Origin of the sequence: Lichenifustis flavocetrariae, assembly GCF_026130545.1 — a bacterium.
Lineage (GTDB): Bacteria > Pseudomonadota > Alphaproteobacteria > Rhizobiales > Beijerinckiaceae > Lichenihabitans > Lichenihabitans flavocetrariae.
In genome coordinates this window covers 135,119-161,002 of sequence record NZ_JAMOIM010000013.1, presented here as the reverse complement: position 1 = coordinate 161,002, position 25,884 = coordinate 135,119, and the positions used below count along the sequence as shown (strand labels likewise).

General features: G+C 64.1%; 23 protein-coding genes and 1 tRNA gene. 18 read left to right on the top strand and 6 right to left on the bottom strand.

All coding sequences use genetic code 11. The features are described 5' to 3' along the window. The first annotated feature begins 389 nt into the window (after window positions 1-389). From M8523_RS19350 to M8523_RS19330, 5 genes are read left to right on the top strand one after another with little or no spacing between them, the layout of a single operon-like run. Window positions 390-2,051, top strand: a complete 1,662-nt coding sequence (locus M8523_RS19350; protein ID WP_282586535.1) for an ABC transporter substrate-binding protein — start codon at window positions 390-392, stop codon at window positions 2,049-2,051. Window positions 2,052-2,053: 2 nt separating this feature from the next. Continuing rightward, window positions 2,054-3,019, top strand: coding sequence for an ABC transporter permease (locus M8523_RS19345; RefSeq protein WP_282586534.1), 966 nt, complete (start codon window positions 2,054-2,056; stop codon window positions 3,017-3,019). A gap of 8 nt (window positions 3,020-3,027) precedes the next feature. Continuing rightward, window positions 3,028-4,038 (top strand): ABC transporter permease, encoded by a 1,011-nt coding sequence (locus M8523_RS19340; protein ID WP_282586533.1) that lies wholly within the window; start codon window positions 3,028-3,030, stop codon window positions 4,036-4,038. A gap of 1 nt (window position 4,039) precedes the next feature. Then, on the top strand, window positions 4,040-5,050 hold the full coding sequence (locus M8523_RS19335) for an ABC transporter ATP-binding protein (RefSeq protein ID WP_282586532.1): 1,011 nt from the start codon (window positions 4,040-4,042) through the stop codon (window positions 5,048-5,050). Between the two features lie 4 nt (window positions 5,051-5,054). After that, window positions 5,055-6,077: an oligopeptide/dipeptide ABC transporter ATP-binding protein gene (locus tag M8523_RS19330; protein ID WP_282586531.1), complete on the top strand. Its 1,023-nt coding sequence runs from the start codon at window positions 5,055-5,057 to the stop codon at window positions 6,075-6,077. Window positions 6,078-6,082: 5 nt separating this feature from the next. Here the strand turns inward: M8523_RS19330 and M8523_RS19325 are convergent, their stop codons facing one another. Continuing rightward, window positions 6,083-6,250 (bottom strand): hypothetical protein, encoded by a 168-nt coding sequence (locus tag M8523_RS19325; protein WP_282586530.1) that lies wholly within the window; start codon window positions 6,248-6,250, stop codon window positions 6,083-6,085. Window positions 6,251-6,580: 330 nt separating this feature from the next. Here M8523_RS19325 and M8523_RS19320 point away from each other — a divergent pair, with 330 nt between their 5' ends. Beyond that, a complete protein-coding gene (locus M8523_RS19320) occupies window positions 6,581-7,516 on the top strand; it encodes a phage tail tape measure protein (protein WP_282586529.1) in 936 nt (311 codons plus the stop codon). Between the two features lie 71 nt (window positions 7,517-7,587). Here M8523_RS19320 and M8523_RS19315 read toward each other — a convergent pair. Both M8523_RS19315 and M8523_RS19310 read right to left on the bottom strand, forming a co-directional pair. After that, window positions 7,588-7,663, bottom strand: a tRNA-Thr gene (locus M8523_RS19315). A gap of 134 nt (window positions 7,664-7,797) precedes the next feature. Beyond that, a complete protein-coding gene (locus M8523_RS19310; RefSeq protein ID WP_282586528.1) occupies window positions 7,798-8,382 on the bottom strand; it encodes an HdeD family acid-resistance protein in 585 nt (194 codons plus the stop codon). Between the two features lie 299 nt (window positions 8,383-8,681). Here M8523_RS19310 and dxs point away from each other — a divergent pair, with 299 nt between their 5' ends. The 5 genes from dxs (at window position 8,682) to M8523_RS19285 (ending at window position 14,810) form a co-directional block, all read left to right on the top strand. Beyond that, entirely contained in the window at window positions 8,682-10,625 is a 1,944-nt protein-coding gene (dxs, locus tag M8523_RS19305) for a 1-deoxy-D-xylulose-5-phosphate synthase (RefSeq protein ID WP_282586527.1), read from the top strand. Continuing rightward, window positions 10,622-11,371: a TlyA family RNA methyltransferase gene (locus M8523_RS19300; RefSeq protein ID WP_282586556.1), complete on the top strand. Its 750-nt coding sequence runs from the start codon at window positions 10,622-10,624 to the stop codon at window positions 11,369-11,371. Before dxs ends, M8523_RS19300 begins: the two co-directional genes overlap by 4 nt. Beyond that, a complete protein-coding gene (locus M8523_RS19295; RefSeq protein ID WP_282586526.1) occupies window positions 11,368-12,660 on the top strand; it encodes a class I SAM-dependent RNA methyltransferase in 1,293 nt (430 codons plus the stop codon). The genes M8523_RS19300 and M8523_RS19295 overlap by 4 nt, the downstream gene beginning before the upstream one ends. A 140-nt stretch (window positions 12,661-12,800) precedes the next feature. Further along, window positions 12,801-13,097 carry a hypothetical protein gene (locus M8523_RS19290; RefSeq protein WP_282586525.1) on the top strand — a complete coding sequence of 99 codons (297 nt, stop codon included), beginning with the start codon at window positions 12,801-12,803 and terminating at the stop codon, window positions 13,095-13,097. Between the two features lie 522 nt (window positions 13,098-13,619). After that, the gene (locus M8523_RS19285) at window positions 13,620-14,810 is read left to right on the top strand and encodes a site-specific DNA-methyltransferase (RefSeq protein ID WP_282586524.1); all 1,191 of its coding nucleotides are present in this window, start codon (window positions 13,620-13,622) and stop codon (window positions 14,808-14,810) included. A 217-nt stretch (window positions 14,811-15,027) separates the two neighbouring features. Here the strand turns inward: M8523_RS19285 and mutY are convergent, their stop codons facing one another. Then, entirely contained in the window at window positions 15,028-16,260 is a 1,233-nt protein-coding gene (gene mutY / locus M8523_RS19280; RefSeq protein ID WP_282586555.1) for an A/G-specific adenine glycosylase, read from the bottom strand. A gap of 114 nt (window positions 16,261-16,374) precedes the next feature. On the opposite strand from mutY, the gene M8523_RS19275 reads away from it, so the two are divergent. From M8523_RS19275 to M8523_RS19250, 6 genes are all read left to right on the top strand, one after another. Further along, window positions 16,375-16,911, top strand: a complete 537-nt coding sequence (locus M8523_RS19275) for a DUF721 domain-containing protein (protein ID WP_282586523.1) — start codon at window positions 16,375-16,377, stop codon at window positions 16,909-16,911. An 82-nt stretch (window positions 16,912-16,993) separates the two neighbouring features. Beyond that, window positions 16,994-17,680 (top strand): DsbA family protein, encoded by a 687-nt coding sequence (locus tag M8523_RS19270; protein WP_428350863.1) that lies wholly within the window; start codon window positions 16,994-16,996, stop codon window positions 17,678-17,680. A 129-nt stretch (window positions 17,681-17,809) separates the two neighbouring features. Then, window positions 17,810-19,060: a sarcosine oxidase subunit beta family protein gene (locus M8523_RS19265; RefSeq protein ID WP_282586521.1), complete on the top strand. Its 1,251-nt coding sequence runs from the start codon at window positions 17,810-17,812 to the stop codon at window positions 19,058-19,060. Window positions 19,061-19,109: 49 nt separating this feature from the next. Beyond that, window positions 19,110-19,403 carry a sarcosine oxidase subunit delta gene (locus M8523_RS19260; protein WP_282586520.1) on the top strand — a complete coding sequence of 98 codons (294 nt, stop codon included), beginning with the start codon at window positions 19,110-19,112 and terminating at the stop codon, window positions 19,401-19,403. Then, window positions 19,400-22,408 (top strand): sarcosine oxidase subunit alpha family protein, encoded by a 3,009-nt coding sequence (locus M8523_RS19255; RefSeq protein WP_282586519.1) that lies wholly within the window; start codon window positions 19,400-19,402, stop codon window positions 22,406-22,408. Before M8523_RS19260 ends, M8523_RS19255 begins: the two co-directional genes overlap by 4 nt. Beyond that, entirely contained in the window at window positions 22,401-22,952 is a 552-nt protein-coding gene (locus M8523_RS19250; RefSeq protein ID WP_282586518.1) for a sarcosine oxidase subunit gamma, read from the top strand. The genes M8523_RS19255 and M8523_RS19250 overlap by 8 nt, the downstream gene beginning before the upstream one ends. A gap of 456 nt (window positions 22,953-23,408) precedes the next feature. Here the strand turns inward: M8523_RS19250 and M8523_RS19245 are convergent, their stop codons facing one another. Beyond that, window positions 23,409-23,615: a hypothetical protein gene (locus M8523_RS19245; protein ID WP_282586517.1), complete on the bottom strand. Its 207-nt coding sequence runs from the start codon at window positions 23,613-23,615 to the stop codon at window positions 23,409-23,411. 252 nt (window positions 23,616-23,867) lie between these two features. On the opposite strand from M8523_RS19245, the gene M8523_RS19240 reads away from it, so the two are divergent. After that, entirely contained in the window at window positions 23,868-25,010 is a 1,143-nt protein-coding gene (locus M8523_RS19240) for a glycosyltransferase (RefSeq protein ID WP_282586516.1), read from the top strand. 21 nt (window positions 25,011-25,031) lie between these two features. Here the strand turns inward: M8523_RS19240 and hutC are convergent, their stop codons facing one another. After that, on the bottom strand, window positions 25,032-25,772 hold the full coding sequence (hutC, locus tag M8523_RS19235) for a histidine utilization transcriptional repressor HutC (protein ID WP_282586554.1): 741 nt from the start codon (window positions 25,770-25,772) through the stop codon (window positions 25,032-25,034). Between the last annotated feature and the right edge of the window lie 112 nt (window positions 25,773-25,884).

Here is a 25,884-nt window from a genome sequence, read left to right as displayed (position 1 = left end):
GACGATCACGTCCCCGGTTTGACTGTCGACCGTTCTGCGCTGATCTTCGCGGCAGAACGTCCCTTGAAACATGCGCCAAATCTTCTAGTAAATTGATATAAAACAATAAAAAACAATAGAAGTCAGCTTGGCCAGCTTTCATCGCATCTTTCAGTCGATATTTTCTGTCTTCTGTTGACAATCCGCTGGAATTTGCCGACATTCTGATTGTGTCCGCGACATGACAGGCGGTGCGGCAAGACTTCAGACAGCGGCGGTCAAATTTTGTTTTGACCAGCATCGGTTTCGTGAAAGCCCCGGCCAATACAGCGGTGTTGTGATCCGCCTTGATCGATCGCGTGACAGCCGGCGGCTGCGGCATCTTGATTTCAATTGAGGGAATCCTTTCCATGCAAGACAGTGACTTGCTATTCGGTGCCCTCAGCCGGCGCGATGCGCTGCGCTACGCGGTACTTGCTACCGGTTCCGGTCTGACAGCCGATCTACTGCGGAGCACAGCGGCTTTTGCGGTAACGCCGGGCACGTTGGTGGTTGCCGCCCCTGGGACACCCCAGAGCCTCGACAACGAATACGATGGAAGTCTTGGGACGATCGATGCCATTGGGCAGCTCTACGATAGTCTTGTGGCCTATCGAAAAATCCCGGATCCCAAGCACCCTGATGTGATGCGGGAGGATATTGTCGACAACCCAAGCCTGCCCGGCGACGCGGACCTCGAAGGTCGGCTCGCCGAAAGCTGGGATGTTGCACCGGACGGCCTGTCGCTACGGATGCACTTGCGCAAAGGTGTTCTGAGCAATTGGGGGAACGAACTCACTGCCGACGACGTGAAATGGACCTGGGATCGTAAGTTCGCGCTGAATGCCATCGGTGGCTTTCAGGTTGGCCTGATGGCGCTGGCGACGCCCGACAGCGTCAAGGTGGAAGACCGCTACACGGTCACCTTTCACCCTTCGCAGCCCAACCCGATCATGCTGAAGATCCAGACGCATCGCTACGCCAACATATTCGACAGCGTGAAGTGCAAGCAGATGGCGACCGCCGACGATCCGTGGGCGCGCAAATTCCTCGAGAACGATTCCGCCGGCTTCGGCCCCTACCGCCTTGCCGCAATCACGCGCGGCCAACAGGCCGTGTTCAAGGCCCGTGCCGACTATTATCTCGGCAAGCCGGCGATCGACACGGTAATCTACAAGGAAGTGCCGACGTCGTCGGCCCGTGTGGCTCTTCTGCAGGGCGGGGCGGTGGACATCGCGCAAGCACTCCAACCGTTGGAGATCAAGCAACTCGAGAAGGCCCCTGGCGTCAAGGTCGAGACGGTCGCCGCATCCTCGATGATGTGGATCATCCTCAACGCCAAAATTGCGCCCTTCGACAAGCCTGAAGTGCGCCAGGCGATGAACTACGCCTTCCCGCGGGCCCAGGTGATCGCGTCGATCTTTCAGAATATCGCGAGCCCATTGAACGGCTGCATGCCGAACATCTATCCGGGCTTCAACGGCACCTTCGACCATTACGGCTATGACCTCGAAAAGGCCAAGGCCCTCCTCCTGAAGGCCGGTCTGCCCGACGGTTTCAAGATGCAGATCTCCTACAATGCGGGCGACCCGGTACAGGAGCCCATCGCCATCCTGTTCCAGACATCGCTGCGCAAAATCGGCGTCGAGCTGACGCTGCACAAGGTTCCCGCCGGGACCTACTTCAACGAGGTCTCCGCACGCAAGCAGCCGATGCTCTTCTTCGTGGACGCGCCTTGGACAGCGGACCCGGTCTTCGCACTTCGTCTTTATTTCTACTCGAAATCGTTCGTCGACTATAGCAACTATGCCAATCCCGAGGTCGACAAGCTGATCGAGGCCGGCGCGCAGATGACCGATCTCGGCAAGCGCACGGAGCTGATGCAAAAGATCCAGGAGATCGTCATGGCCGATGCACCATGGGTCTTCGTGGCCTCGCCGAATTATACGATGGCCCGGCGCGACACGGTGCGTGGCTTCACCTACTACACGTCCAATTCGATCAACTTCGCCGACTTTTCGGCGCAAGCCTGACGATGTCGGGGCCGTCGGGGACCATAGTGTCGGCCGGGGGCCTCTCCCTGCCGCCGCGTGCCGGCCGTCGGTCGCGGTGGAGGTCGCGCGGCTCGCTTTTTCTTCTCGTCCTGCACGGGCGGCCGAGCTTTGCGCTCGGCTATGTCATCGTCACCGCCGTTATGACCTGCGCGATCCTCGCGCCATGGATCGCCCCCTACGATCCCGTGACCGCGAACCCGGACGTCTATCTGTCGCCGCCCGGTTTCTCCCACTGGCTCGGTACCGACAATACCGGGATGGACATCCTCAGCCGGATCCTCTTTGCGCCACGCACCGACCTGACGATCGCGGTGTTAGGGACGGCCCTGTCGGCGATGGTCGGCATCCCGCTCGGGGCGATCGTTGGCTACTACGAGGGCCGTTCGCTCGCGCGCCGGACGTTCAGCGTGCTCGTGATGCGCGCGGCTGACGTGCTGCAAGCGTTCCCGGTCTTCGTCTTCGCCATCGCGCTCGTGGCCGTCTTCGGCCAGAGCATCATCAGCGTCGTGGTCGCCATCGCGTTCGTCAACATCCCCATCTATCTCCGCCTGATGCGCAGCCAGGTGCTGTCGATCCGGGGTATGCGCTACGTCGATGCGGCCTTCGTGGCCGGGTCGTCGGACTTCGCCATCCTGCGGCGCCATATCCTGCCCAATGCGATCGCGGCGGCGCTGGCACAGCTTTCAGTGAATATCGGCTGGTCGGTGCTGCTCACGGCGGGCTTGAGCTTCGTGGGCGCGGGCGTCGTGGCGCCGACGCCTGAATGGGGCAGCATGATCGCGACCGGATATCAGAATGTGACGACAGGGCAATGGTGGCCGTCGGTGTTCCCCGGGGTCGCGCTCGGCCTCACGGTCTTCGGCTTCGCCCTCATTGGAAACAGCATCGAGGTCATGGCCGACCCGGCTCAACTGCGCCTCGTCGGCCGCGCCGGCAAGGGAGGCTGAGCCGTCAGATGGCCCTTGCTCGCTACATCCTGCGACGCCTCGCTTTCGTGCTCCCGCAACTCGTCGGGATCCTGATGGTGAGCTTCTTCCTGGTGAAACTCATTCCCGGCGATCCGGCGGTGCTCATGCTCGGCCCCAACGCGACGCCGGACGCCATCGACGGCTTGCGCCGGGCGTTGGGACTGGACCAATCCCTGATCCGGCAGTTCGCGGTCTATATCGGACACGTCTTCCACGGCGACCTTGGCACGTCCTGGCAGAGTACGCGTCCGGTCGTCAGCGACCTCATCGAGCGCTTCCCCGCGACGCTGGAACTCGTGACGCTGGGGCTCAGCCTGGCGCTGCTGATCGGCATTCCGCTCGGAATCGCGGCGGCCCGGGCGGGACGGGGGCCTTTGCGCAAGATCGGCGAGGCGTATGGCCTGCTGGCCGGCGCGATCCCCGACTTCTGGCTCGCCCTGGTCCTCATCTACGTCTTCTACTCGACGCTTCATGTCGCACCCGCCCCGCTCGGGCGGCTCGATATCGCGCTGGTAGCGCCCCCCTTCGTGACGGGCAGCCTCATCCTTGACAGCCTGCTGGCGGGCGATCTTCAGGCGCTCGGATCGGCCTTGGCGCATCTCGTCCTTCCCGTCGCGACGCTGGGCTTCATCAATGCCGGGCCGATCCTCAAGATGACCCAGTCGACAGTGGGCCGGATTCTGGCGTCGGACTTCATCCGCTACGCCGAGATGTGCGGGTTGCCGCGACGCGTCGTCATGCGCCAGGCGATCCGCGCCGCGCTGCCGTCGATCGTGACAATCGTGAGCGTGCTCTACGGCTTCCTGATCGGCGGCGCGGTGCTGGTGGAGATCGTCTTCAGCTGGGGCGGGGCCGGCCAATATGCGGTCCAGGGCGTCCTTAATGCCGATATCAACCCGGTCCTCGGCTTCGTGGTCTTCTCGGCGATCTTCTCGCTGATCGTCTACCTCTGCGTGGACCTCGCCTATTTTCTCCTCGATCCGCGAACCCGGGGCTGACATGCAGTCGCAGGCCGACCTCATGCCGCCGTCTTCCGCCTCGCCATCGGACCCATTGCTGCGTGTCGAAGGACTGCATGTCTCCTTCCGCCACCCCGTCGACCCACCGACCGAGGCGCTGCGCGGAATCGACCTGACAATCGAGCGGGGCGAGATGGTGGGCCTCGTTGGCGAATCAGGGGCCGGCAAGACGACGTTGGCGCGCGCCATCATGGGGCTCGTGCCGCAGCCGGGGCGCATCGATGCGGGAACGATCAGCTTCCGTGGGCAGGTGATGGCTGACCTCGGCGACGATGCGCTTCGTGCGATCCGCGGGCGCAACCTCGCCATGGTCATTCCCAATCCGCGCAGCGAACTGAACCCGGTCCTCACAGTCGGCGAGCAGATCGGAAATGTCGTTCGGCACCATCTGGGGCTCGGCCGCAGCGCCGCGCGCGCGGCCGCGCTCGACATGCTCAAGGCCGTCTCGATCCCTGATCCGGCACGGCGGCTCGATGCCTATCCGCATGAACTCAGCGGCGGGATGGCGCAGCGCGTCGTCATCGCCATCGCGCTCGCCTGCTCGCCGGCCTTCGTGATCTCCGACGACGCGACGAGCGGCCTCGATGTCACCGTGCAGGCCCAAATCCTCGATCTGCTGCGGACGCTGATCCGAGCCAAGGACTCCTCCGCCCTTTTCATCACCCGCGACATCGCCATCACGGCGCATTTCTGCGACCGCATCGTGGTACTCTATGCCGGTGAGGTCGTGGAAGTCGCGACGGTTGATACTTTCTTTGATCGGCCGACCCATCCCTATAGCCTCATGCTGCTCGCGGCCTTCTCGCATAGCGCGGACCTGCGCCGCCGTTGGACCGTTCCGCCAGACGAAACTCTGCCTGGGGCCGGCGAAGGGTGTGTCTTCGCTCCGCGTTGCGTCCGCCGGCAGCCGCGATGCACAAGCGAGCATCCGGCTCTTCGGCGCCTCGGTGACGCTCGTGCCGTGCGATGCCATTTCCCAGTCGGGATCTAGTCAGATGAGCAGCCTCCTGGAGGTGCAGAACCTCGTGAAGCACTTCCCGATCGCGGGCTCGCGCCGGAAAGTGCAAGCGATCAACGGCGTGAGCTTTTCCATCGAGCGTGGCGAGACCGTGTCGCTCGTGGGTGAATCCGGCTCGGGCAAGACGACCATCGGGCGCTGCCTTCTCGGGCTGATCGAGCCCACCGCCGGTGGCATCTTCTTCAAAGGCCAAGCGATGGGACGGGGCGTTGACGTCCGCGCCAAGGCGCTGCGGGGTCGGCTGCAGATGGTGTTTCAGGAACCCGCCGAATCACTGAACCCCCGGATGCGCATCGGCGAAATCCTGGGGGAGCCGCTGCTCACGCTCGGCATGTCGCGGGGCGATCGTGACCGGCGGGTGGCCGAAACAGCGGCTCTGATCGGCCTGCGGCCGGCGCTTCTCGATGTTCGCCCGGCGGACCTCAGTGCCGGCTTGCAGCAGCGCGTCGGGATTGGTCGGGCGATCGTGACGCGGCCTGACCTCATCGTTCTGGACGAGCCGACCTCTGCCCTCGATCCCACCGCGCGCGCCGAGATCGTCGACTTGCTCAAGGCGCTGCAGGCCGATCTCGACACCGCCTACCTCTTCATCTCCCATGACCTTAGCACGGTGCGCTTCCTCAGCCACCGTGTGGTCGTGCTCTACCTCGGCAGCATTGCCGAGGAAGGACCCTCAGATCGGCTGTTCGCGGCCCCGCGACACCCCTATAGTGCGGGCCTGCTGGCCTCGGTGATGCTCCCTCATCCCTCGCTCAAGGCCGAACGGCGTCTCACGCTCGAAGGTGAGATCCCAAGCCCGATCGACCTGCCGCCGGGATGCCCGCTCGCGACCCGCTGCCCCTTTACGGAGTCACGCTGTCGCGATGTGTCACCGCCGCCGTCCGCGCTGGGCGGGGGGCATCTCGTTCACTGCTATAACCACCAGAAGGTCGCCGCTCTGGGAGATGTGGCGGATCAGCTCACCCGTTTCCAAGAATTGGCGTCGCGGATCTTGGCCTAGTAACGTCATTCTGACCGCGCCCGGCTCGCGCCTGCGCAAATACCGGCAACGCTGCTCCCCAGGGGCAAAATCCGCATCAGTTCAATCTCGCGGATAAAACTCGCAAGATCAGGACCAGTCACCGCTTTCAAGCCGGTCAGGGGATCCATGCGTTGTTTGCGGCGCAACTCCACTGTGACATCCTTCAAGCTGCAGGCCGGGAAACAGCCCAGCCTCGAACTCACCCGCGAAATCCTCGAACATCCGCAGTGGCTTCGAGAGCTCGCGGGCCGGCGGATGAATGAGGCGCGGATCGAACACAGGGAGCGTCCAGCGCGGCCGTGGTCATGCCACCGATAAGGAACAGCACCGCCATGTCGAAGGGCGCCTGTTGGCTGGCGGTAAGGCGCCCGATGACGCTCAATTTCTCGGCCAAGGTGTGAATCGCCGTGCAATTTTTGGACGCCGATCGGGGGTCAATGTTCGGCACCGTTTGACACCTTGCGCTCACAAAGGGCACCGCCATGACGAAAGGGCAGAAGAAGGCATTCCAGCAACTCGGGCTCGATGCCGCCAAGATCGCCAAGGCCATGCAGAAGGACGCGTTCGGCACGACCCCGACTGTCATGGAGAAGCTTGCCAAGCTCCCGAAATATAAGCAGGCCGCGACCGCGAGCGAGCTATTCGGGAACGGGGCCAAGGGCCTGAACAACCGGCTTGGCAACATCGATCTTTTGCGTAAGTCCCCCGGGATGGTCGCAAAGGAGACGGATTGCGCTGGCTCCGCAAACGCTCAATATGATGCTCGTGCCGCCACCACGGCGAACAACGTTCAGCTCTTCAAGAACCACGTCACCGCTCTCGGCAAGGCGATCGGCGACTCGCTGTTGCCGGCGCTCAACAGCGCCATGGCCGCGACGCAACCTTTTGTGCGATCGGTTGCGGACCTTTCTTCGGCGAATCCAAAGCTCGTCTCGGCGATAGTCGTTTCGACAGCGGCCGTGATCGGATTTCAGGTTGCCGCCATCGGTCTGCGGTACGCCGTGCTTTTTGGCAAGGCGGCCGTGCTCGACTTGGCACTTGCATTCTGGCGGGTGGGCGCCGCGTCGAAGGCCAGCCTCGCGCTTGTTGTGACACCTTTCCGGGGCGATTGGCCGCGCCGCGCTCGCGTCGGGCCGCCAGGTGGCGCTTGGCTTCGCGCTGATGCGTGGCGGCGCGCTGAACGTGCCGGGGCTCTTGACCGGCGGAGCGACTATATGATCGTCGGCCCATTCCGGCGGATCACGTGGGCAGCGCGAGCCGCCAGTCTGGCACTCGCCTCGACGGCGGTCGGCACCGGGATCGTTGGTCTCGCGGCGGCCGGGCGGCCGGCGGCGATACGCAAGACGTGCTCAGGCTGGCGCGATCAACGTTTCGAACGGATATGGCGCCGCTTCAAAGGGAGCAGCGAGGCTTGTTGATCGATGAGGTCGTACACCACCATTGCACCCCCCTAACCTAAATCTTGGGGTGCAAAATCCTGCTAAGCTATTGGTGCCGCAAGAGGGATTCGAACCCCCGACCCCCTCATTACGAATGAGGTGCTCTACCAACTGAGCTATTGCGGCCGCTTTTAGCGCGTGTCTCTCTTAGCAGATCGCCGCGGCGTGACAAGGCTGAAAGACGCGGGCGGTGGGCAAAGCGGAGCACTGTGTCGCGAAGGCCGGATTACGATACCCTGGTGCATTCGCGGCGCGAGCCGTCAGGCGGGGGTGCGGGCGCGCAGGCCGAAGAAGATCCAGGAGATCCCGTTGAACACGAGGTCGATGCCGAGCAGCGTTCCGAGGATCAGCGCACTATTGGCTGGCCAGCCGAGGACGATCACCAGTCCGAGCAGCATCGTCACGACCCCCGAGACGAACAGCATCGTGCGGCTGGGCGAGGAGCCGAGCTGGATCCCGAAGACGATCCTGAGGAGGCCGGTCGCCACGAGGCCGGCGCCCAGAAGAAGGGTGATGACCACCGAGGCCACCTCGGGCACCAGGACCGCAAAGCCCCCCGCCACGAGATAGAGGACCCCGGCGATTTCCCAGACCACGAAGCGGCGCCACGACCGCATTCGGAACCCGATCGTGATCTCGGCCGCACCCGCCACGATCATGAACACCCCGATCACCAACACCGAGGTGATCGTCGCCGATTCCGTCAGGGCGAGCGCAAGAAGCCCAAGCGCCGTGGCGAGCGCGCCGAGCACGACGAAGCCCTTCCAGTGATCGTGAAGACGCTTTCGGTCGAGAACCGGGCCTGAACCGTTGATCTCGTCGGGAAACATCGGTGGAAAAGACATGACTGGCCTTTCGGAGTGCTTTTTCGAGGCGGGAAAGTGATTTCGCCCCTTCAATGGCAGATGTGGAATGATCGTTGCACAGCTGAATGGCCTTGCGCCAAGCATTCGATTGCTTTCGCAGCTTCAGCAATGTCGAATGCGGGTCCGCAAGCCGGTGTGGTCCAGGCGAGTGCGGCCTGAAAAGCGCATCGGCCCCACTTTCGCCCGGGCAGTTCGTCCTTGGCCTTTGCTTCACGCACGCTTCTAGTGTACCGGGACCAATTCGCCAAAGTGACGTGATGTCCTCCGAAGAGTTGAGAATGACGCCAAACACGCCCCTGCTCGATCGCATCAAGATCCCTCGCGACTTGCGCGCATTGCCAGAGGCCGATCTTCGGCAGGTGGCGGACGAGCTTCGCGCCGAGACGATCAGCGCTGTTTCGGTCACGGGTGGGCATCTCGGCGCAGGCCTCGGGGTGGTCGAGCTGACGGTGGCACTCCATTACGTCTTCGACACACCGGGCGATCGCATCATCTGGGACGTCGGCCATCAGGCCTATCCGCACAAGATCCTGACCGGACGGCGCGATCGTATTCGCACCCTGCGTCAGCCCGGGGGCCTTTCGGGCTTCACCAAACGCGCGGAAAGCGAATACGACCCCTTCGGCGCGGCCCATTCGTCGACCTCGATCTCGGCCGGCCTCGGCATGGCCGTGGCGCGGGACTTGTCAGGCGGCACCAATTCGGTCGTGGCGGTCATCGGCGACGGCTCCATGTCGGCCGGCATGGCCTATGAGGCGCTGAACAATGCCGGGGCGCTGCATTCCCGTCTCATCGTCATACTGAACGACAATGATATGTCGATCGCGCCTCCGGTGGGCGGCATGTCGGCCTATCTGGCACGGCTTGTCTCGGGTGGCACCTACCGGTCGCTGCGCGATTTCGGCAAGCAATTGGCCCAGCACCTGCCACGTTTCTTCTACGAGAAGGCCAAGCGCACCGAGGAATATGCGCGTGGCTTCTTCACGGGCGGCACTCTCTTCGAGGAGCTCGGTTTCTACTATGTCGGGCCCATCGACGGTCACAACCTCGAACACCTGCTCCCGGTCCTCAAGAACGTGCGCGACAGCGAAGCCGGCCCGGTGCTGATCCATGTCGTGACCAAGAAGGGTCATGGATACGCGCCTGCCGAGGCCTCGGCCGATAAATATCATGGCGTCAACAAGTTCGACGTGATCACCGGCACGCAGGTGAAGGCCAAGGCCAATGCGCCGGCCTATCAGCGCGTGTTCGGCGAGAGCCTCATCAAGGAAGCCAAGAAGGACGACAAGATCGTGGCCATCACGGCCGCCATGCCGTCGGGCACCGGCCTCGATCTTTTCGGTCAGGCCTTCCCGAAACGGACCTTCGACGTCGGCATCGCCGAGCAGCATGCCGTGACCTTTGCGGCCGGCTTGGCGACGGAAGGCTATAAGCCTTTCTGCGCCATCTATTCGACCTTCCTGCAGCGCGGCTACGACCAGGTCGTGCATGACGTGGCGCTGCAGAACCTGCCCGTGCGTTTTGCGCTCGACCGGGCCGGTCTCGTGGGTGCCGATGGACCGACCCATGCCGGCTCATTCGATATCGCCTACCTCGGGTGTCTGCCCAACATGATGATCATGGCGGCGGCCGACGAATCCGAACTGGTCCACATGGTGGCGACGCAGGTCGCCTATAACGAAGGGCCGTCGGCCCTGCGCTATCCCCGCGGTGAAGGCGTCGGCATGGACATGCCTGCCGTCGGTGTCCCGCTCGAGATCGGCAAGGGTCGCGTGCTGCGTGAAGGCAAGCAAGTGGCGATCCTCTCGCTCGGCACGCGGCTGGCTGAGAGCCTGAAGGCTGCCGAGACCCTCGCCAGCCACGGTCTCTCGGCGACGGTGGCCGATGCCCGGTTCGCGAAGCCGCTCGATCGGGACTTGCTGCGCAAGCTGGCCGAAACCCATGAGGTGCTGATCACGGTCGAGGAAGGTTCGATCGGCGGGTTCGGCTCCTACGTGCTGCACGCCCTTAGCGAAGACGGCCTGCTCGACCACGGCCTCAAGGTGCGTAGCCTCGTGCTGCCCGACACCTATATCGACCATGACAAGCCCGAAACCATGTATGCCACCGCCGGTCTCGACGCCAAGGGGATCGTCGATGCGGTGATGAAGGTGCTGGGAATCGCGCAGGCGAAAGAGACGCTTCCGAAGCCCGTAAAGCGCTCGGGAGGAAAGACCGTCTGACGGACACCTCCTCCGGCACGGCACTCGCCCGCCTCGATCTCGCCCTCGTGGCGGCGGGATTGTTCGAGAGCCGGACCAAGGCCCAGGAGGCGGTCGCGGCCGGGCTTGTCTCCGTGGACGGCCGTATTGTGACAAAGGCGGGCGAGCGCGTTCCCCCCGACGCGAAGCTGCAAGCGGAGGCGCCGTACCCCTGGGTGTCGCGTGGCGGTTTGAAGCTCGTGGCCGCGCTGGACCGCTTTGCCTTCGACCCGCGCGATCAGATCTGCCTCGACGTGGGAGCTTCGACGGGCGGCTTCACGGATGTGCTCCTCTCCCGCGGAGCGCGGCAGGTCTATGCGGTCGATGTCGGCCATGACCAATTGCACCCGCGTGTACGGGATGACAATCGCGTGCGGGATCTCTCCGGCACCGATGCGAGGGGGCTGACGGCGCGCGAGATCCCCGAGGCGCCCGGGATGATCGTCTGCGATGCGAGTTTCATCTCCCTTTCCCTGGTTCTTCCGGCCGTACTGCCGCTCGCGGCCCCGGCCGCCATGCTGATCGCTTTGGTCAAGCCGCAATTCGAGGCCGGGATCGGCGGCACCCGCAAGGGGATCGTGCGCGACGCGGCGGTGCGGGAGGCGGCCTGCGCCCGGATAAGTGCGCTCGTCGGGGATCTTGGCTGGCGGGTGCGGGACACGATCACGTCACCCGTGACGGGCCGCGACGGCAATGTCGAATATCTGATCGGCGCCGTGCGGCCATGAGGCCCCAGCGTCTCGAAATCACGCGTCTCGGCCAGCGCGGCGAGGGCGTGGCGGTCGGCCCTGACGGTCTCGTCTACATTCCCTTCGCGTTGCCGGGTGAAACCGTGCTCGTGGAGAGCGATGGCGAGATCGCGCACGTGATCGAGCGTGTCGTCTCCCGGCCTGATCGTATGCCGCCGATCTGCGCTTATTTCGAGACCTGTGGCGGCTGCGCCGTGCAGGCCTTGCCGGCCGAGCCCTATAGGGCCTGGAAGCACGGTCTCGTCGTTGATGCCTTACGCAAGGCCGGGCTCGATGTGGCGGTGGCCCCCGTGGTCGCCGCGCACGGGGCCGGGCGCCGGCGGGCGACGTTCCACGGGCGCGCCGAGCCGTCCCCCAACGTGCTGCGCGCCCCGAAGGATGCGCGCGTGGGCTTTATGCGGGCCCGGTCACACGAGGTGATCGACATCGCATCCTGCCCGGTGCTCGACCCGACGCTGGCGCCGGCCCTTCTGGCGGCGCGTCGCCTCGCCAATAGACTGCTTCCCCTCGGCAAGCCGCTCGATCTGGTCGCGACCGCGACCGCGACCGGTCTCGATATCGATATGCGCGGTCTCGGTCCGCTGGATGCGGATTGGTCGCGGATCCTGTCCGACCTCACCGTCACTCTCGATCTCGCCCGGTTGTCGAACCATGGCGATGTCGTGATCGAACGCCGGTCGCCTATTTTGCGGTTCGGGAAGGCCGAACTGGCGCTGCCGCCCGGCGCCTTTCTGCAAGCGACCGAATTGGGGGAAGACACGCTCGCCGGGCTTGTCCGCGAGGGTATTGGCACAAGCCGGAAGGTCGCGGATCTCTTCTGTGGTCTCGGGACCTTTGCGTTGCGCCTCGCCGAGCACGCGACAGTGCGGGCCTACGATCTCGAAGGCCCGAGTTTGGCGGCCCTGTCACGGGCGGCCCGTATGACGCCCGTGCTGCGCCCGCTGGCGACGGAAACACGTGATCTGTTCCGCCGCCCCTTGCGGCCCGACGAACTGGCCGCCTTCGACGCGGTCGTGTTCGACCCGCCGCGCGCCGGTGCCTTGGCTCAGGCCGAAGCCTTGGCGGCCTCCACGGTGCCCACGGTCGTGGCGGTCAGCTGCAACCCGGTCACCTTCGCGCGCGATGCGGCGATTCTGGTCGGCGGCGGCTATCGGATCGTGGGGGTCACGCCCGTCGACCAGTTCCTCTATTCGCCGCATGTGGAACTCGTGGGCGTGTTCCGGCGCCCGAAGGACAGGAAAGCGAGCCGGCGGTCGCTCTTCGGGTGAGCCCGAACGGGAGCGTCGTCCCGCCGCGCGGCAACACCTTGACGCTTTCGCGCAAGCCTGAGCGGGCCACTACAGCGTTTCCTTTGCGTTAGGGTCGCAATACCGGCATAATTCGGCCGATCCGAGGTCGAGGAAGCCGTATGCGTAGTGTGAAGATCGTTGTGCTGGGCGCCCTGGCCATCCTGACCCTGGCGGGACCCGCCATGGCCGATGGTGGCCTTGGGTTCCAGCCGCCCCCGTTCCTGGCCGATATCCTGCAACCCGCGCCGGCGAGGCCCTACACCGCCGTCTGCGTCGCGCCTGCGGCGGCCTGCGAGGTCGACTACATGTATCCGATCAAGCCCGGCAAGGCGTGTTGGTGCCGCTCGGGCCTGTTCGTCTACAGCGGTGGTGTGACCCGACCGCCCGTTCCCGTACGGCCCGTCTATAAATACTGAGCCGACGCCGCCCTCGCGCCCGGGTGTCGTCTCCGTCGATGTGTGAAGTCTCTTCCACGGCTTGGGACCACTGTCTCTTCGAGGAACAGTTCCGGGACCAGCGCGTCTTAGAAGCAGGCTGTTGAGTTTACCCATCAGCGGCGGAGGTCCATCGTCCTCCCTTCCCGTATGAAGAGGCGCTGCGAGATGAGGGTGCCGCCGGCTGTGCCGACGCTTCTTGTGTCAGCCGGCCCGAAGCTATCCGGCGCGGTCAATGGGCTGGCACAGAAGCGCGCGTTCCCGATTGTTGTTCCTCTCGACAACGAGCATGGCCTCAAAAAGGCGCACGCCCGCGCGCCAGCGCCAAGGCCCTCCTCGAGGATCTGGCCGCCCTGCGACGGTTAGTCCCGCTCTAGGTGCGTTCATGTTTACGTAACCAAATCGTCTCCGAAAGGGACACCATTTTCTGGGTCCTGGAAACTCGGGCTTTACCTTAACGCCGGCATAGTCACACCTGTCAGTCGCGTATCCGGTGTGTCAGTCATGCGTACAGCACAAAGAGCACACACCAGAGCAGTCGGTCCGAAGCCCCAGTCAAAGGTCTCGCGTCCTGGGGCTTCGTCCGCTGTTCTTGCCAATGTGCCAGATCTCCGGAAGAATACTGTCTACCTGGGCGATTGCATCGACGTTCTTCGTTCCTTGCCGGCGGAAAGCGTCGATCTTGTTTTTGCTGACCCGCCCTATAACCTCCAGCTGGAAGGACAACTCTCGCGCCCCGACCAGAGTACCGTCGATGGTGTCGACGACGACTGGGACAAATTCGAAAGTTTCGCGGATTATGACCGGTTTACCTGGGACTGGCTGAGCGCCGCGCGGCGCGTCATGAAGCCCGATGCGACGCTGTTCGTGATCGGCTCCTACCACAACATCTTCAGGGTCGGCAGCACACTGCAGGATCTCGGCTTTTGGATCCTCAACGACATCGTCTGGCTGAAGTCGAACCCGATGCCCAATTTCCGGGGTCGACGTTTCACCAATGCGCACGAGACGCTGATCTGGGCCTCCAAAGGTCCCGACGCGAAGCGCTACACGTTCAACTATGAAGCGCTCAAGGCCGGGAACGAAGACTGTCAGATGCGGTCGGACTGGCTGTTTCCGATCTGCACCGGCCGGGAGCGTCTGAAGAACGGGGAGGGGCACAAGGTGCATCCGACCCAGAAGCCCGAGGCGCTGTTGGCCCGCATCCTTCTCAGCGCGTCGCATCCGGGCGACGTGGTGCTCGATCCGTTCTTCGGTACGGGAACGACGGGCGCCGTCGCAAAGCGTCTGGGGCGAAGCTTCGTCGGGATCGAGCGCGACGAAACTTACGCAACGGCGGCACGGGCACGTATCGAGGGGGTCGAGCCCTTGGCCGATGAGGCCCTTTCGGCGGCGCCCGCCAAACGCAGCGAACCGCGCGTGCCCTTCGCGACGCTGATCGAAGCCGGCCTGGTCGAGCCGGGAACGATCCTGACCGACGCCGCCGGCCGCACCCGCGTGGTGGTGCGCCCGGATGGCGCCGTCGCGCTCGGCGCCATCATCGGTTCGATTCACAAGATCGGAGCCTTGGCGCAAGGCCTACCGGCCTGCAACGGCTGGACGTTCTGGCATGTCCTCCACGAGGGCCGCCTGGTGCCGATCGACGCGCTCAGGGCTGGATTTCGCGCCGATCAACGGCAGGCGCGCGCGAGCTGATCCTAGACCGGTCGACACCCAAAAATTTCCGGCACCTTGATCCAGGATCGTGGAACCCTAGAGACGATCACCGCATTTTAACCTTAACCGGGCGTCGGATGCGGGGCGGCGGCGATGTTAGGGTCTATTTTCATCCTGGCGGGACTGTGTGCGGTTTCGGCCGTGCTCGGCATCGGTAACTTCTTTCCCATGGCGAGCGCGATGCAAAGCATGTTCCTCACGCTGACGGCGTTGTTCGGCTTCTTCCTCGTTGCGGCATGTGACGCGTTCGAAACTCGTTCGGTGCCTGTGATTTCGGATGAGGAAGATTGATCTTCGGGCAATCTGATTGCACAGGTAGCGTGATCTGAGGCTCTGGCTCGGGGGTGTTGGCCAGTGTTGAAGTTTCGCTGTTCAACCCTTGGGCAAATCTGGCGACCTTCCGCATCAGCGTGGGCAGAGCCTCGCCCGCGAGCGCGTCTACGGCGATCCAGCGGCAGCCCTCGAATGATTGGCGATCCGTTCGGATCGCATAAACATGCAGCGTGAGATGAAAATGGGTGAGGCCATGTTCGACGGTACCGACAGGTACGAACGGGCCCTCCAGCTTCTCCAATCCGACCGGCCGGGTGGGGGAATGTTCCGCATCGTGTTGCTCCGTCCAAGGCGTCGAGGGAAACTCCGTCATTCCGCCGAATAGACCTTCGGGAGGGCGTTGGCGCACAAGAACACACCCGTCCGACCGATGCACAATGAAGACCGCGCCGCCACGTTGCGGGACCTTCGCTTTCTTGCTCTTCCTGGGAAGGTCTGCCTGCAGGCCCAGCCGGCGGGCGTCGCAAAGGGCGATCAGCGGGCAGAGCACGCAGGCAGGGCTCCGAGGCGTACAGATGGTTGCGCCAAGGTCCATGACGGCCTGCGCAAAATCTCCGGTCCGGGACTGCGGCGTCACCCTGTTCATGGCGGCATGAAGCCGCGGTCTGGCGGCGGGCAGGGGTTCCTCGACCGCGCAGAGACGCGCCATGACCCGCTCCACATTGCCGTCGACCACCACGGCCCGCTGCCCGAACGCGATCGCGGCGATCGCGGCTGCCGTATAGGGGCCAATCCCAGGCAGACTTCGCAAACCGACCTCGTCGGGCGGAAACCGCCCGCCGTGCTGGTCCACGATGGCCCGGGCGCAGGCATGCAGGTTCCGGGCACGGGAATAATAGCCGAGCCCCGCCCAAGCTTTCAGGATGTCATCGAGCGGCGCCGCCGCGAGATCCCGCACGGTCGGCCATGCCGCCAGAAAAGCCGCGAAATAGGGTTTGACCGCCGCGACCGTGGTTTGCTGCAGCATGATCTCGGACAACCATACCGCATAAGGGTCGCTCGCCGCGCCCGGTGCGCTCCGCCAGGGGAGAACGCGTCGATGCCGATCGTACCAGTCGAGCAGGGCCGGACCGACTTCGAGGTCTCGATCGGGCAGGGGAGGGGTGGCTTCGCCTCCCGGCTTGCGTGTTTGTGTGGTGGCTGCGCTTTTGGTCACGGTTCCCTTATAAGGTGAACCGTGACGGAGATATGCCGGAAAGCGCCGACCCCGATGCCGCAGTCGTTCACCCCGTTTCCGCCGCGACGCAAGCCGCCATCGAATCGCCCTCTGGCCGACCTCGTCGGCGGGTGCATCGGCCCGGCGCTCGGCAAGCATGGGTTCGGCGAAGCCGATGTCCTCATGCACTGGCCAGAGATCGTCGGCGAGAGTTTGGCGGGCCGCTGCCAGCCGCTGCGCCTGCAGTGGCGTCCCCGCAAAGCCGGTGGGGCCGACCTCGCGGTCGAGCCCGCGACGCTTGTGGTCCGGGTCGAGGGCGGCTCAGCCCTGGTCCTGCAGCATATGGGCCCGGTCATCATCGACAAGGTGAACACCTATCTGGGCTGGCGTTGCGTCGGCAAGATCGCGCTACGGCAGGGGCCGCTGCCCATGGAGCCGCGCCGCCGGCCAAAAGCGCGTGTGCCCGATCCGCAGGCGATCGCCGAGGCGCGTGAGGCCGTCTCGGATGTGGAGGACCCGGCTTTGCGTGAAGCGCTCGCGCGGCTTGGCGCGCATGCCTTGCGGTTTGAACCGCATCCAACCAAAAAGTGATGTCGCGGGACGCCCTTTCCGGTAAACAACGTCGCCAACGAGCCGTGTCGGGTCCCTATCCCGGCGGCAGATGCAACGCGGGATGAGGATCAGCATGTTCAGGCCTTCGACTCGGCGCCGGCTTCTTCGTGATGCTGTGGTGACCGGGTTTGCACTTCCGGTCGTGCTGCGAACCACGACCTTGGCGTTCGCCCAGGTGAAGAGCGACGACGCTCAGATCGTTCCGACCGAGAAGCTGATGGCCGAGGGTCCGCTGCCCGACATGTGGATCGGGTCGAAGGACGCTCCGGTCACGATCATCGAATATGCTTCGATGACCTGCCCGCATTGCGCCGCCTTCCACGCCGAGACCTGGCCGACGCTGAAAAGCAAATACATCGACACCGGCAAGGTGCGCTTCGTGTTGCGCGAGTTCCCGCTCGACCCGCTGGCGACAGCCGGCTTCATGCTGGCCCGTTGTGCCGGGCCGGACAAGCGCAACGCCATGACCGACCTTTTGTTCGACCAGCAAAAGAATTGGGCCTTCGTGGACAAGCCCGTGGACGCGCTCGCCGCGACCGTGAAACAGGCAGGCATCAGCCAGGCGCAGTTCGAATCCTGCCTCAAGGATCAGAAACTCTACGATCAGGTGAACCAGACGCGCGACAAAGCATCGACCGACCTCAAGATCGACGCCACGCCGACCTTTTTCATCAACGGCCGCAAATATGCGGGCGAGCTCTCGGTCGCACAGATCGACAAGGACATCGACGAGGCCACCAAGAAGTAGTTGTCGCACCCCGCTTTCGCGGTGCGACATAAATCCGACATGGCCACGTCGCTTGTACGCTAGACGCCCAGGGGTCGATATCTCACAAGGCTGTGTCTCCCCTCATGCCTTGCGGAGTGAAGTCTCGACGTGCGATTTTCTCTCCTCAGCCTGATCCGCCAGAGTTTTGCGCATAACACGGGCTGGCCCGAACAATGGCGCTCGCCCGAGCCGAAGCCGAGCTATGATGCCATCATCATCGGGGGCGGCGGCCACGGTCTTGCGACGGCCTATTACATGGCCGCCGAACACGGCATGCGGAACATCGCGGTGGTCGAGAAGGGCTGGATCGGGGGCGGCAACACGGGCCGCAACACGACCATCATCCGCTCGAACTATCTGTGGGAAGAGTCCGAGGCCCTCTACGGCCATGCAATGACCTTGTGGCAGGACCTGTCGCAGGTTCTCAATTACAACGTCATGTATTCGCCGCGCGGCGTCATGATGCTCGCCCACAACATTCACGACGTACAGGTGTTCAAACGGCACGTGCATGCCAACCGGCTCGCCGGTACCGACAACGAGTGGCTGACGCCCGAGCAGGCGAAAGCCTTCTGTCCCATCCTCAACATCTCCAAGGACATCCGCTATCCGGTCATCGGCGCCTCGCTGCAGCGGCGCGGCGGCACGGCCCGGCATGACGCGGTGGCCTGGGGCTACGCCCGCGCGGCCTCGGCGCTCGGGGTCGACATCCTGCAAAATTGCGAAGTGACGGCCATCACCCGCGACGCCTCCGGCGCCGTGGCGGGCATCGAGACCACACGCGGCACGATCGCGACCAAGCGCATCGGCGTGGTGGCGGCGGGCAACACCAGCCACGTGATGAGCATGGCGGGCGTGCGGCTGCCTCTCGAAAGCTATCCTCTACAGGCGCTGGTCTCCGAGCCCGTCAAGCCCGTCATGCCATGCGTCGTGATGTCGAACACGATCCACGCCTATATGTCGCAATCCGACAAGGGCGAGCTTGTCATCGGCGCCGGCACCGATGCCTATATCTCCTACAGCCAGACCGGAGGGCTGCACATCGCGACGCACACGCTCGATGCGATCTGCGAGATGTTCCCCAACGTCCGGCGCCTGCGCATGTTGCGCAACTGGGGTGGCATCGTGGATGTCACGCCCGACCGGTCGCCCATTATCGGCAAGACGCCGGTGCCGGGGCTGTTCCTGAATTGCGGCTGGGGCACGGGCGGCTTCAAGGCGACGCCCGGTTCGGGCCATGTCTTCGCCCATCAGGTCGCGACAGGCGAACCCCACCCGATCAATGCGCCCTTCAGCCTCGACCGCTTCCGCACCGGCCGGCTGATCGACGAGGCCGCCGCCGCCGCAGTGGCCCATTGACGCCGCCATCCCTTCAGCCGGCCTTCATGCCAACGTCCGAAAGACGTCCATGCTTCTGATCCCCTGTCCTTACTGCGGCCCGCGCTCCGAGCTCGAATTCAAGCATGCCGGGGAAGCGCATATCACGCGTGAGCCGCAGGTCGCCGATGATCAGGCCTGGGGCGAGTTCCTGTACACGCGGACGAACCCGAAAGGCATCATCGCGGAACGCTGGCGCCACACGTCCGGCTGCGGCCGATTCTTCAACTGCCTGCGGGATACGGTGAGCGACAACATCCTGGCCACCTACAAGAGTGGCGAACCTCGCCCGAGCCTTGAGACATCCGGGGAGCCTTCCCGATGAGCGGAGCCCTTCGCCTGCCGCGTGGCGGCCGCATCGACCGGAATCAGCCCGTCCGGTTCACCTTCGACGGTCGAGGCTACGATGGTTTCGTCGGAGACACGCTGGCGTCGGCCCTCCTCAGTCATGGCGTTCACCTTCTCGGCCGCTCATTCAAATACCATCGGCCACGCGGCATTCTCGCAGCGGGGGCCGAGGAGCCGAACGCCCTCGTGACGGTCGATCGCGGCGGCGGCCGATGGACGCCGAACCTGCGCGCCACCCAGGTGGAACTCTACGAAGGACTCGTGGCGAAGAGCCAGAACCGCTGGCCCTCGCTCGCCTTCGATGTCGGCGCGGTGAACAGTCTCGTATCGCCGATGCTGGGCGCGGGTTTCTACTACAAGACCTTCATGGGGCCGCGTTTCGTCAAGGGCGCGAAGCTCTGGGCCGATCTGTTCGAACCCGCGATCCGCCGCGCAGCCGGCCTCGGCGAGGCCTCGCGAGATCCCGATCCCGATCATTACGCCACTCGCTTCGCTCACTGCGAAGTGCTGGTGGTCGGTTCGGGCCCGGCGGGTCTGGCCGCCGCGACATCGGCCGCCCAATCGGGCGCCCGCGTTATCCTCTGTGATGAGAATCCCGTCTTCGGCGGATCGCTCGCCGACGACAACCACGCCGTCATCGACGGGATGGCGGCCGATGCATGGGCGGCCGCCACGATCGAGGCGCTCGCGGCCCGGCCCAACGTGACCCTGCTGCCGCGCACTCAGGCTTTCGGCTACTACAACCACAACCTCATCGGCCTGAACCAGCGCCTGACGGATCATCTGGCGCAGCCCGATCACCGCGCGCCGCGTGAGCGGCTGTGGCAGGTGCGCGCCAAGCACGTGGTGCTCGCGACCGGCGCCATCGAGCGGCCCCTCGTGTTTCCCGACAATGACCGCCCTGGCATCATGCTGGCCTCGGCCGGCCGCACCTTCCTCAATCGCTTCGGCGTCAAGCCCGGCACGCGTGTCGTGGTCGCGACCGCGCACGACAGCGCCTACAGGGCGGCGCTCGACCTCGCGGCTGCGGGCGTTCAGATCGTCCGTATCGTCGACCTGCGGGAGAGCTCCGAGGGCGCCTTGAGCGTGGCGGCCGAGCGGGCCGGCCTGCCGATCATGCGGGGCGCCACGATCGTCGGGACAAGCGGCACCACGCGGGTCCGTGGCGTCCGGATCGGCCGGGTGAGCGGCCGCCATGTCACCGATCTCGAAAGCCTAGCCTGCGATCTCGTGCTGATGTGTGGCGGCTGGACCCCGTCCGTGCATCTCTTCTCGCAGTCGCGCGGCAAACTGGCCTATGACGAGGGCAGCAACAGTTTCCTGCCCGGCACACCCGCGCAGGACCAGGTCTCCATCGGTGCCTGTGCGGGGACCTTCGGACTCGCGCAGATCTTGCGCGACGGTCATCGCGCCGGACATGCCGTCATCAAGATGGCTGTCGAGGATCGGGACTTCGCGGTCGTGGGCGATGACGAGTCCACAGGGGCCGGGTTCATCGGTGCTACGCCGCACGACCGCGATCCGACTCAAGTGAAAGCCTTCGTGGATTTCCAGAACGATGTCACGGCCAAGGATATTGCCCTCGCCACGCGTGAGGGGTTCCGGTCGATCGAGCATATCAAGCGCTACACCACGACCGGCATGGCGACGGATCAGGGCAAGACGTCGAACATGAACGCGCTCGGGATCGCCTCGGCCGAACTCGGCCGGTCGGTGCCTTCAATTGGTCTGACGACTTTCCGGCAGCCCTATACGCCCGTCACCTTCGGGTCTTTCGCGGGTCTTTCGCGCGACGCCTTGTTCGATCCGGTCCGCGAAACCGCGATCCATGGTTGGGCGGCGGCCCATGGCGCCCGCTTCGAAGACGTCGGTCTCTGGAAACGGGCGTGGTTCTTCTCGCGTGCGGGCGAAGACATGCATGCGGCCGTCAACCGCGAGTGCCAGATCACACGTGAGCGCGCCGGCCTCTTCGACGCCTCGACGCTGGGAAAGATCGAAGTGGTCGGACCGGATGCGGCAGAGTTTCTGAACAGGCTTTATACCAACAGTTGGACGAAGCTCGGCGTCGGCAAGTGCCGGTATGGGCTGATGCTCAATGAAGCCGGCTTCATCATGGATGACGGCGTGGTGGGCCGCATCGCGACGGATCGTTTCCATGTCACCACGACCACGGGCGGCGCGCCACGTGTGATGGCCCATATGGAGGACTATCTCCAGACGGAGTTTCCCGATCTCAAGGTTTGGCTCACCTCGACCACCGAGCAATGGGCCGTCATCGCCGTGCAGGGTCCCCGGGCGCGCGAGATGCTCGCACCGCTCGTCGACGGCCTCGATATCTCGGCCGAGACCATGCCGCATATGAGCCTGCAGGTCGGCACGTTCCAGGGTGTGCCGATGCGCCTCTTCCGCGTCAGCTTCACGGGCGAACTCGGTTTCGAGGTGAACGTACCGGCGGATTACGGCCGCGCGGCTTGGGAGGCGCTCTGGGCCGAGGGCCGCAAGTTCGACGCGGTTGCCTATGGCACGGAGGCCATGCATGTGATGCGGGCCGAGAAGGGCTACATCATCGTAGGCCAGGATACCGACGGGACGGTGACGCCCGACGATGCCGGCATGGCATGGGCGGTCGGCAAGACCAAGCCCGATTTCGTCGGTAAGCGTTCGCTCGGGCGGCCCGACCTCGTGGCGCCGAACCGCAAGCAAATCGTCGGCCTAATGACTGACGATCCCCGAACCGTTCTGGAAGAGGGAGCACAGATTGTTGGCGACCCCACGCCGGCACGCGGGACGCATGCGCTCGGCCACGTGACGTCGTCCTATTTCAGCGCCGTGCTGGGCCGCTCCATCGCCATGGCGGTAGTCGAAGGCGGACGCGGGCGCATGGGCGAGACACTCTATATTCCGATGCCGTCGGGTTCGATCTCGGCCAAGATCGTCAAACCGGTCTTCTATGATCTCGAAGGAGTGCGGCTCAATGGTTGAGACGGTAACACTCGCGCGATCCGGCTCGCTCGCGGGTCGACGCATGGCCTCGGTCACGGAACTGGCTCCCGTGGCCCGCTTCAGCTTTCGCGGGTCTGAAGCTACTGCCATCAAGCTCGGTGAGGCCTTCGGTGCGCGTCCGGCGGTCGAGCCATGCCGTTCGAGCGTCGCGGGAGCCAGAAGCGCTTTGTGGCTCGGGCCGGATGAGTGGCTGCTGATCGCGACCGATCAGGATGCCGGTACGCTCTTCGCGGCCTTGGAAACAGCTCTCGCGGCGGAGCCGCACAGCCTTGTCGACGTGTCACATCGCAACACGGGATTCGACATCGTGGGTGCGGGTGGTGCCGGCCTGTTGAGCGAGGGGTGCCCGCTCGATTTCGACCTGGCGGCCTTTCCGGTCGGCATGTGCACCCAAACCGTTCTGGGAAAGGCCGAAATCGTTCTCTGGCGTTTTGCCCCGCTCAGCTTTCGGCTTGAGTGCTGGCGATCCTTTGCCCCTTATGTCGCTGACTTTCTCGCGCAGGCTGCTGACAATCAAGACTAATGCCGCGATTGGAGGCGCGCTTTAGTGTCTCGACCGCGTGTAGGTCGCATCGGTCCGCGTGAGTTGGCTTCTTCCACCGCGATATGTGGATGCCAGATGGCGGCCGGACCACGACGGTCCGAGATCCAAATGCAGGGTCTATGAGACCTCACCCGCCTGAAGCCGTCTCAGCCTGAGGATCTCTTCATCGAGAGTGAGGCGGATCGCTTCCAAGCGCAGGATTTCCCGCGCCACATTCTTACTCGTCGCTTCAGCGCGATCCGCCTTCGGTACGCGCGCTTGACGACGATAATTGGGCGATCCCCCCCTTCCAAGAGCCTCAGTTCGTCGTTGCCCCTGGTCCGTCATGCCCATCACATCAATGATTACCCGCCTTACATATACTGCCAGGGGGCATATTCAAGGATGTGGCTGCAACGTTGCGGCGGTCTTGGGGCCGCCGCCGTACGCTGGTGGTTATTCGGCGGCCGTCTGCGTGGAGCCGGACGCAAAGTGACCACACCAGTCATTGGTCGAAACGACGGGCCACAGGCCATGATCCTGAGCGCTTGGCTGAGAGACCGGCGGATTGAACCTGCAAAGCCCATCCTGCTTCGGCGTCTGGATGCCATTGGAATGGAGATCGAAGAAGGCGCATTTGCTGCAGGTCGCGGTCGAATTCATTGCGTTTCTCCTCGAAAGTACGTTTGCTTCGCCAGTTTATAATGACTTCAAACTGGGAAAGTTGCAATACCTTCGAACGCTTCTAAACTGGTGAGGGAGGGCGATTTGAAACATCGACGCGCATCATCGAAGCGCTCGTGCAACCGTTTCGAAATATCTCGGCGGTAGGACTGATCCGGCTTGTCTGCTGCTTTCGCGTGGCCGTAGCGTTCAGGCATTCGGACCGGAGCCAGCGGGATCGACGCGACGCGCATGTCCGCCCGAAAGACCCTGCTGATCTACACTCATGCTCTGGCGGGCGGCGGCGCCGAGCGGGTCTGCTCTCTTCTGGCGACTGGCTTTGTGCGGCAAGGATGGCGCGTGCTGATCGCCGTTGATGCCGAAGACGACGCAAACCAGAGATTCCTCGATCCTGACATTGAAATTGCGGTGCTTGGCTCCGGTCACCTCCGCACTGTTGGCCGCCTTGTGGGCCTGTTGCGGCGAGAAAATCCTGACATCACCTTGTCGGCGATCGGGGTTTCCAACCTGAAACATGTCATGGCCGCGACGCTCTGCGGTCGGTTGGCACGGGCCGTTCTTTCCTACCATGCCTTCGCGGCCAGTGAGCCGCAGCGCCTGAGCCGCGCCGCCTATTGGTTGCTGCCCGTTCTATCGCGGCTGACAGCCCGCACCGTCGCGGTGTCGCATGGCCTGCATCGCGATCTTGTCGCCCGCTGGCGGGCTTCACCGCGTCGCGTGACGACGATCTATAATCCGGTCATGGTCGGGACTGGCGCGCCGGCTGCTCCACGGCCGACCGGGACACCTCCGATGATCCTCTCCGCAGGACGCCTTGTGCCCGACAAGAACATGCGGGCCGTGGTCCGCGCCTTCGGGCGGATTGCCGCGCGCTGTGAGGCGAGGTTGATGATTTTGGGGGAAGGTCCTGACCGCCCGGCCATCCAGGACGAAATCCTCCGGTTGGGCCTCGAAAAACGCGTCGAACTCCATGGCTACGTTCCCGAACCTTGGGCGCTCTACCAGCAGGCGGCCTGTTTCGTGACCGCATCCCGCCTCGAATCCTTTTCGATGGTGATCGCTGAAGCTCTCGCCTATGGCGTGCCCGTCGTGGCCTATGACAGTCCGGGACCGCGCGAGGTCCTGGACGATGGCAAATACGGGGCTCTCATTCCCCTGGACGACGAGGAGTGTTTGGCGTCCGCCATGTTGGCAGCCTTGCAGAATCCCCCGGACGCCATGCTGCTGCAGGAGCGTGGTCGGGCGTTTTCGGTGGAGGTCGGTGTCGAGGCCTACCACCGCTTGTTTTGCGAGGTGATCGCCGAAGCCGCCGGGGAGACCCGTGTGAAACCGGCGTCGCCATCGGCGAGCCGCTTTTGGGCGAAGCATGGGTGACCCCCTCCGGGCCTCGGTCTGCTAAGTGTCGGAGGGCTCGAAGCGGGCCACCAGCTGGTGGGCTTCGGAAGGGTAGGTCAGCCGCACGAAGGTGATGGGTTGTCCAGCACTCCAGGTCTTTCGTTCGATGATCAGGCAGGGGCTCCGCTCGGTGATCGCGAGCATGGCGGCGACCGCTTTGCCGGCTGCCGCGGCCCTGATCGTATGTTCTGCGTTGGTCCAGGGAACGCGCTGCATCAGCCAGGTTCCGGGGGGAGACAGCGCGAAATCCGCGTCCACTGCCTCCGGAACCGCGTTGAGGCTGATGAGACGCTCCTCGATGCAGAACGGCTGGGAGCCGGCGAAATGACAGCAGGTCAGGTCGAGGAGAGGCGCTCCCGGGCCGAGGTCGATGCGGCCGATATCCCGCTCTGTCGCAGCGCGTTCTTGGCGCGCCGAAAGATCGAAGCGATACGCGAGCCCAAGCGCCGTCACCTCCCTGCCGATGTCCTGAATTTTTAATACGGCGGATTGCGATTGCGGCCGCATCACGAAACTGCCTGCCTTGCGACGGCGCTCGATCAGACCCGTGCCGACGAGCTGCGTCAGCACCTTGTTCACGGTCATGCGGGAGCAGGCGTAGGTCGAGGCCAGTTCGTGCTCGAAGGGAATGCGATGGCCGGGTGGCCATTCACCCGACAGGATCTTGTCTTTGACATCGGACAGGATGCGTTGGTGCAGCGAGCCGCTCGCCGCTTTGTGTCGTTGGTCGGCATCGTCCATCGTGGTCGCTCGTGCATCGCGCGAAGCGCGACCGTCGATCTTCGAGTGCATCCTTTGTCCTACTTGCGCCACGCCTGATTATGTCTATACATTATAGGCGTCGTTGCAAGTA

Coding starts and splice junctions, on each gene's coding strand:
- M8523_RS19250 (WP_282586518.1), top strand. CDS start 22,401: ATGGTTGAGACGGTAACACTCGCGCGATCCGGCTCGCTCGCGGGTCGA.
- M8523_RS19260 (WP_282586520.1), top strand. CDS start 19,110: ATGCTTCTGATCCCCTGTCCTTACTGCGGCCCGCGCTCCGAGCTCGAA.
- M8523_RS19295 (WP_282586526.1), top strand. CDS start 11,368: ATGAGGCCCCAGCGTCTCGAAATCACGCGTCTCGGCCAGCGCGGCGAG.
- M8523_RS19345 (WP_282586534.1), top strand. CDS start 2,054: ATGTCGGGGCCGTCGGGGACCATAGTGTCGGCCGGGGGCCTCTCCCTG.
- M8523_RS19245 (WP_282586517.1), bottom strand. CDS start 23,615: ATGAATTCGACCGCGACCTGCAGCAAATGCGCCTTCTTCGATCTCCAT.
- M8523_RS19290 (WP_282586525.1), top strand. CDS start 12,801: ATGCGTAGTGTGAAGATCGTTGTGCTGGGCGCCCTGGCCATCCTGACC.
- hutC (WP_282586554.1), bottom strand. CDS start 25,772: ATGGACGATGCCGACCAACGACACAAAGCGGCGAGCGGCTCGCTGCAC.
- M8523_RS19275 (WP_282586523.1), top strand. CDS start 16,375: ATGCCGCAGTCGTTCACCCCGTTTCCGCCGCGACGCAAGCCGCCATCG.
- M8523_RS19270 (WP_428350863.1), top strand. CDS start 16,994: ATGAGGATCAGCATGTTCAGGCCTTCGACTCGGCGCCGGCTTCTTCGT.
- M8523_RS19340 (WP_282586533.1), top strand. CDS start 3,028: ATGGCCCTTGCTCGCTACATCCTGCGACGCCTCGCTTTCGTGCTCCCG.
- M8523_RS19320 (WP_282586529.1), top strand. CDS start 6,581: ATGACGAAAGGGCAGAAGAAGGCATTCCAGCAACTCGGGCTCGATGCC.
- M8523_RS19310 (WP_282586528.1), bottom strand. CDS start 8,382: ATGTCTTTTCCACCGATGTTTCCCGACGAGATCAACGGTTCAGGCCCG.
- M8523_RS19350 (WP_282586535.1), top strand. CDS start 390: ATGCAAGACAGTGACTTGCTATTCGGTGCCCTCAGCCGGCGCGATGCG.
- M8523_RS19335 (WP_282586532.1), top strand. CDS start 4,040: ATGCAGTCGCAGGCCGACCTCATGCCGCCGTCTTCCGCCTCGCCATCG.
- M8523_RS19330 (WP_282586531.1), top strand. CDS start 5,055: ATGAGCAGCCTCCTGGAGGTGCAGAACCTCGTGAAGCACTTCCCGATC.
- M8523_RS19255 (WP_282586519.1), top strand. CDS start 19,400: ATGAGCGGAGCCCTTCGCCTGCCGCGTGGCGGCCGCATCGACCGGAAT.
- M8523_RS19285 (WP_282586524.1), top strand. CDS start 13,620: ATGCGTACAGCACAAAGAGCACACACCAGAGCAGTCGGTCCGAAGCCC.
- dxs (WP_282586527.1), top strand. CDS start 8,682: ATGACGCCAAACACGCCCCTGCTCGATCGCATCAAGATCCCTCGCGAC.
- M8523_RS19240 (WP_282586516.1), top strand. CDS start 23,868: ATGTCCGCCCGAAAGACCCTGCTGATCTACACTCATGCTCTGGCGGGC.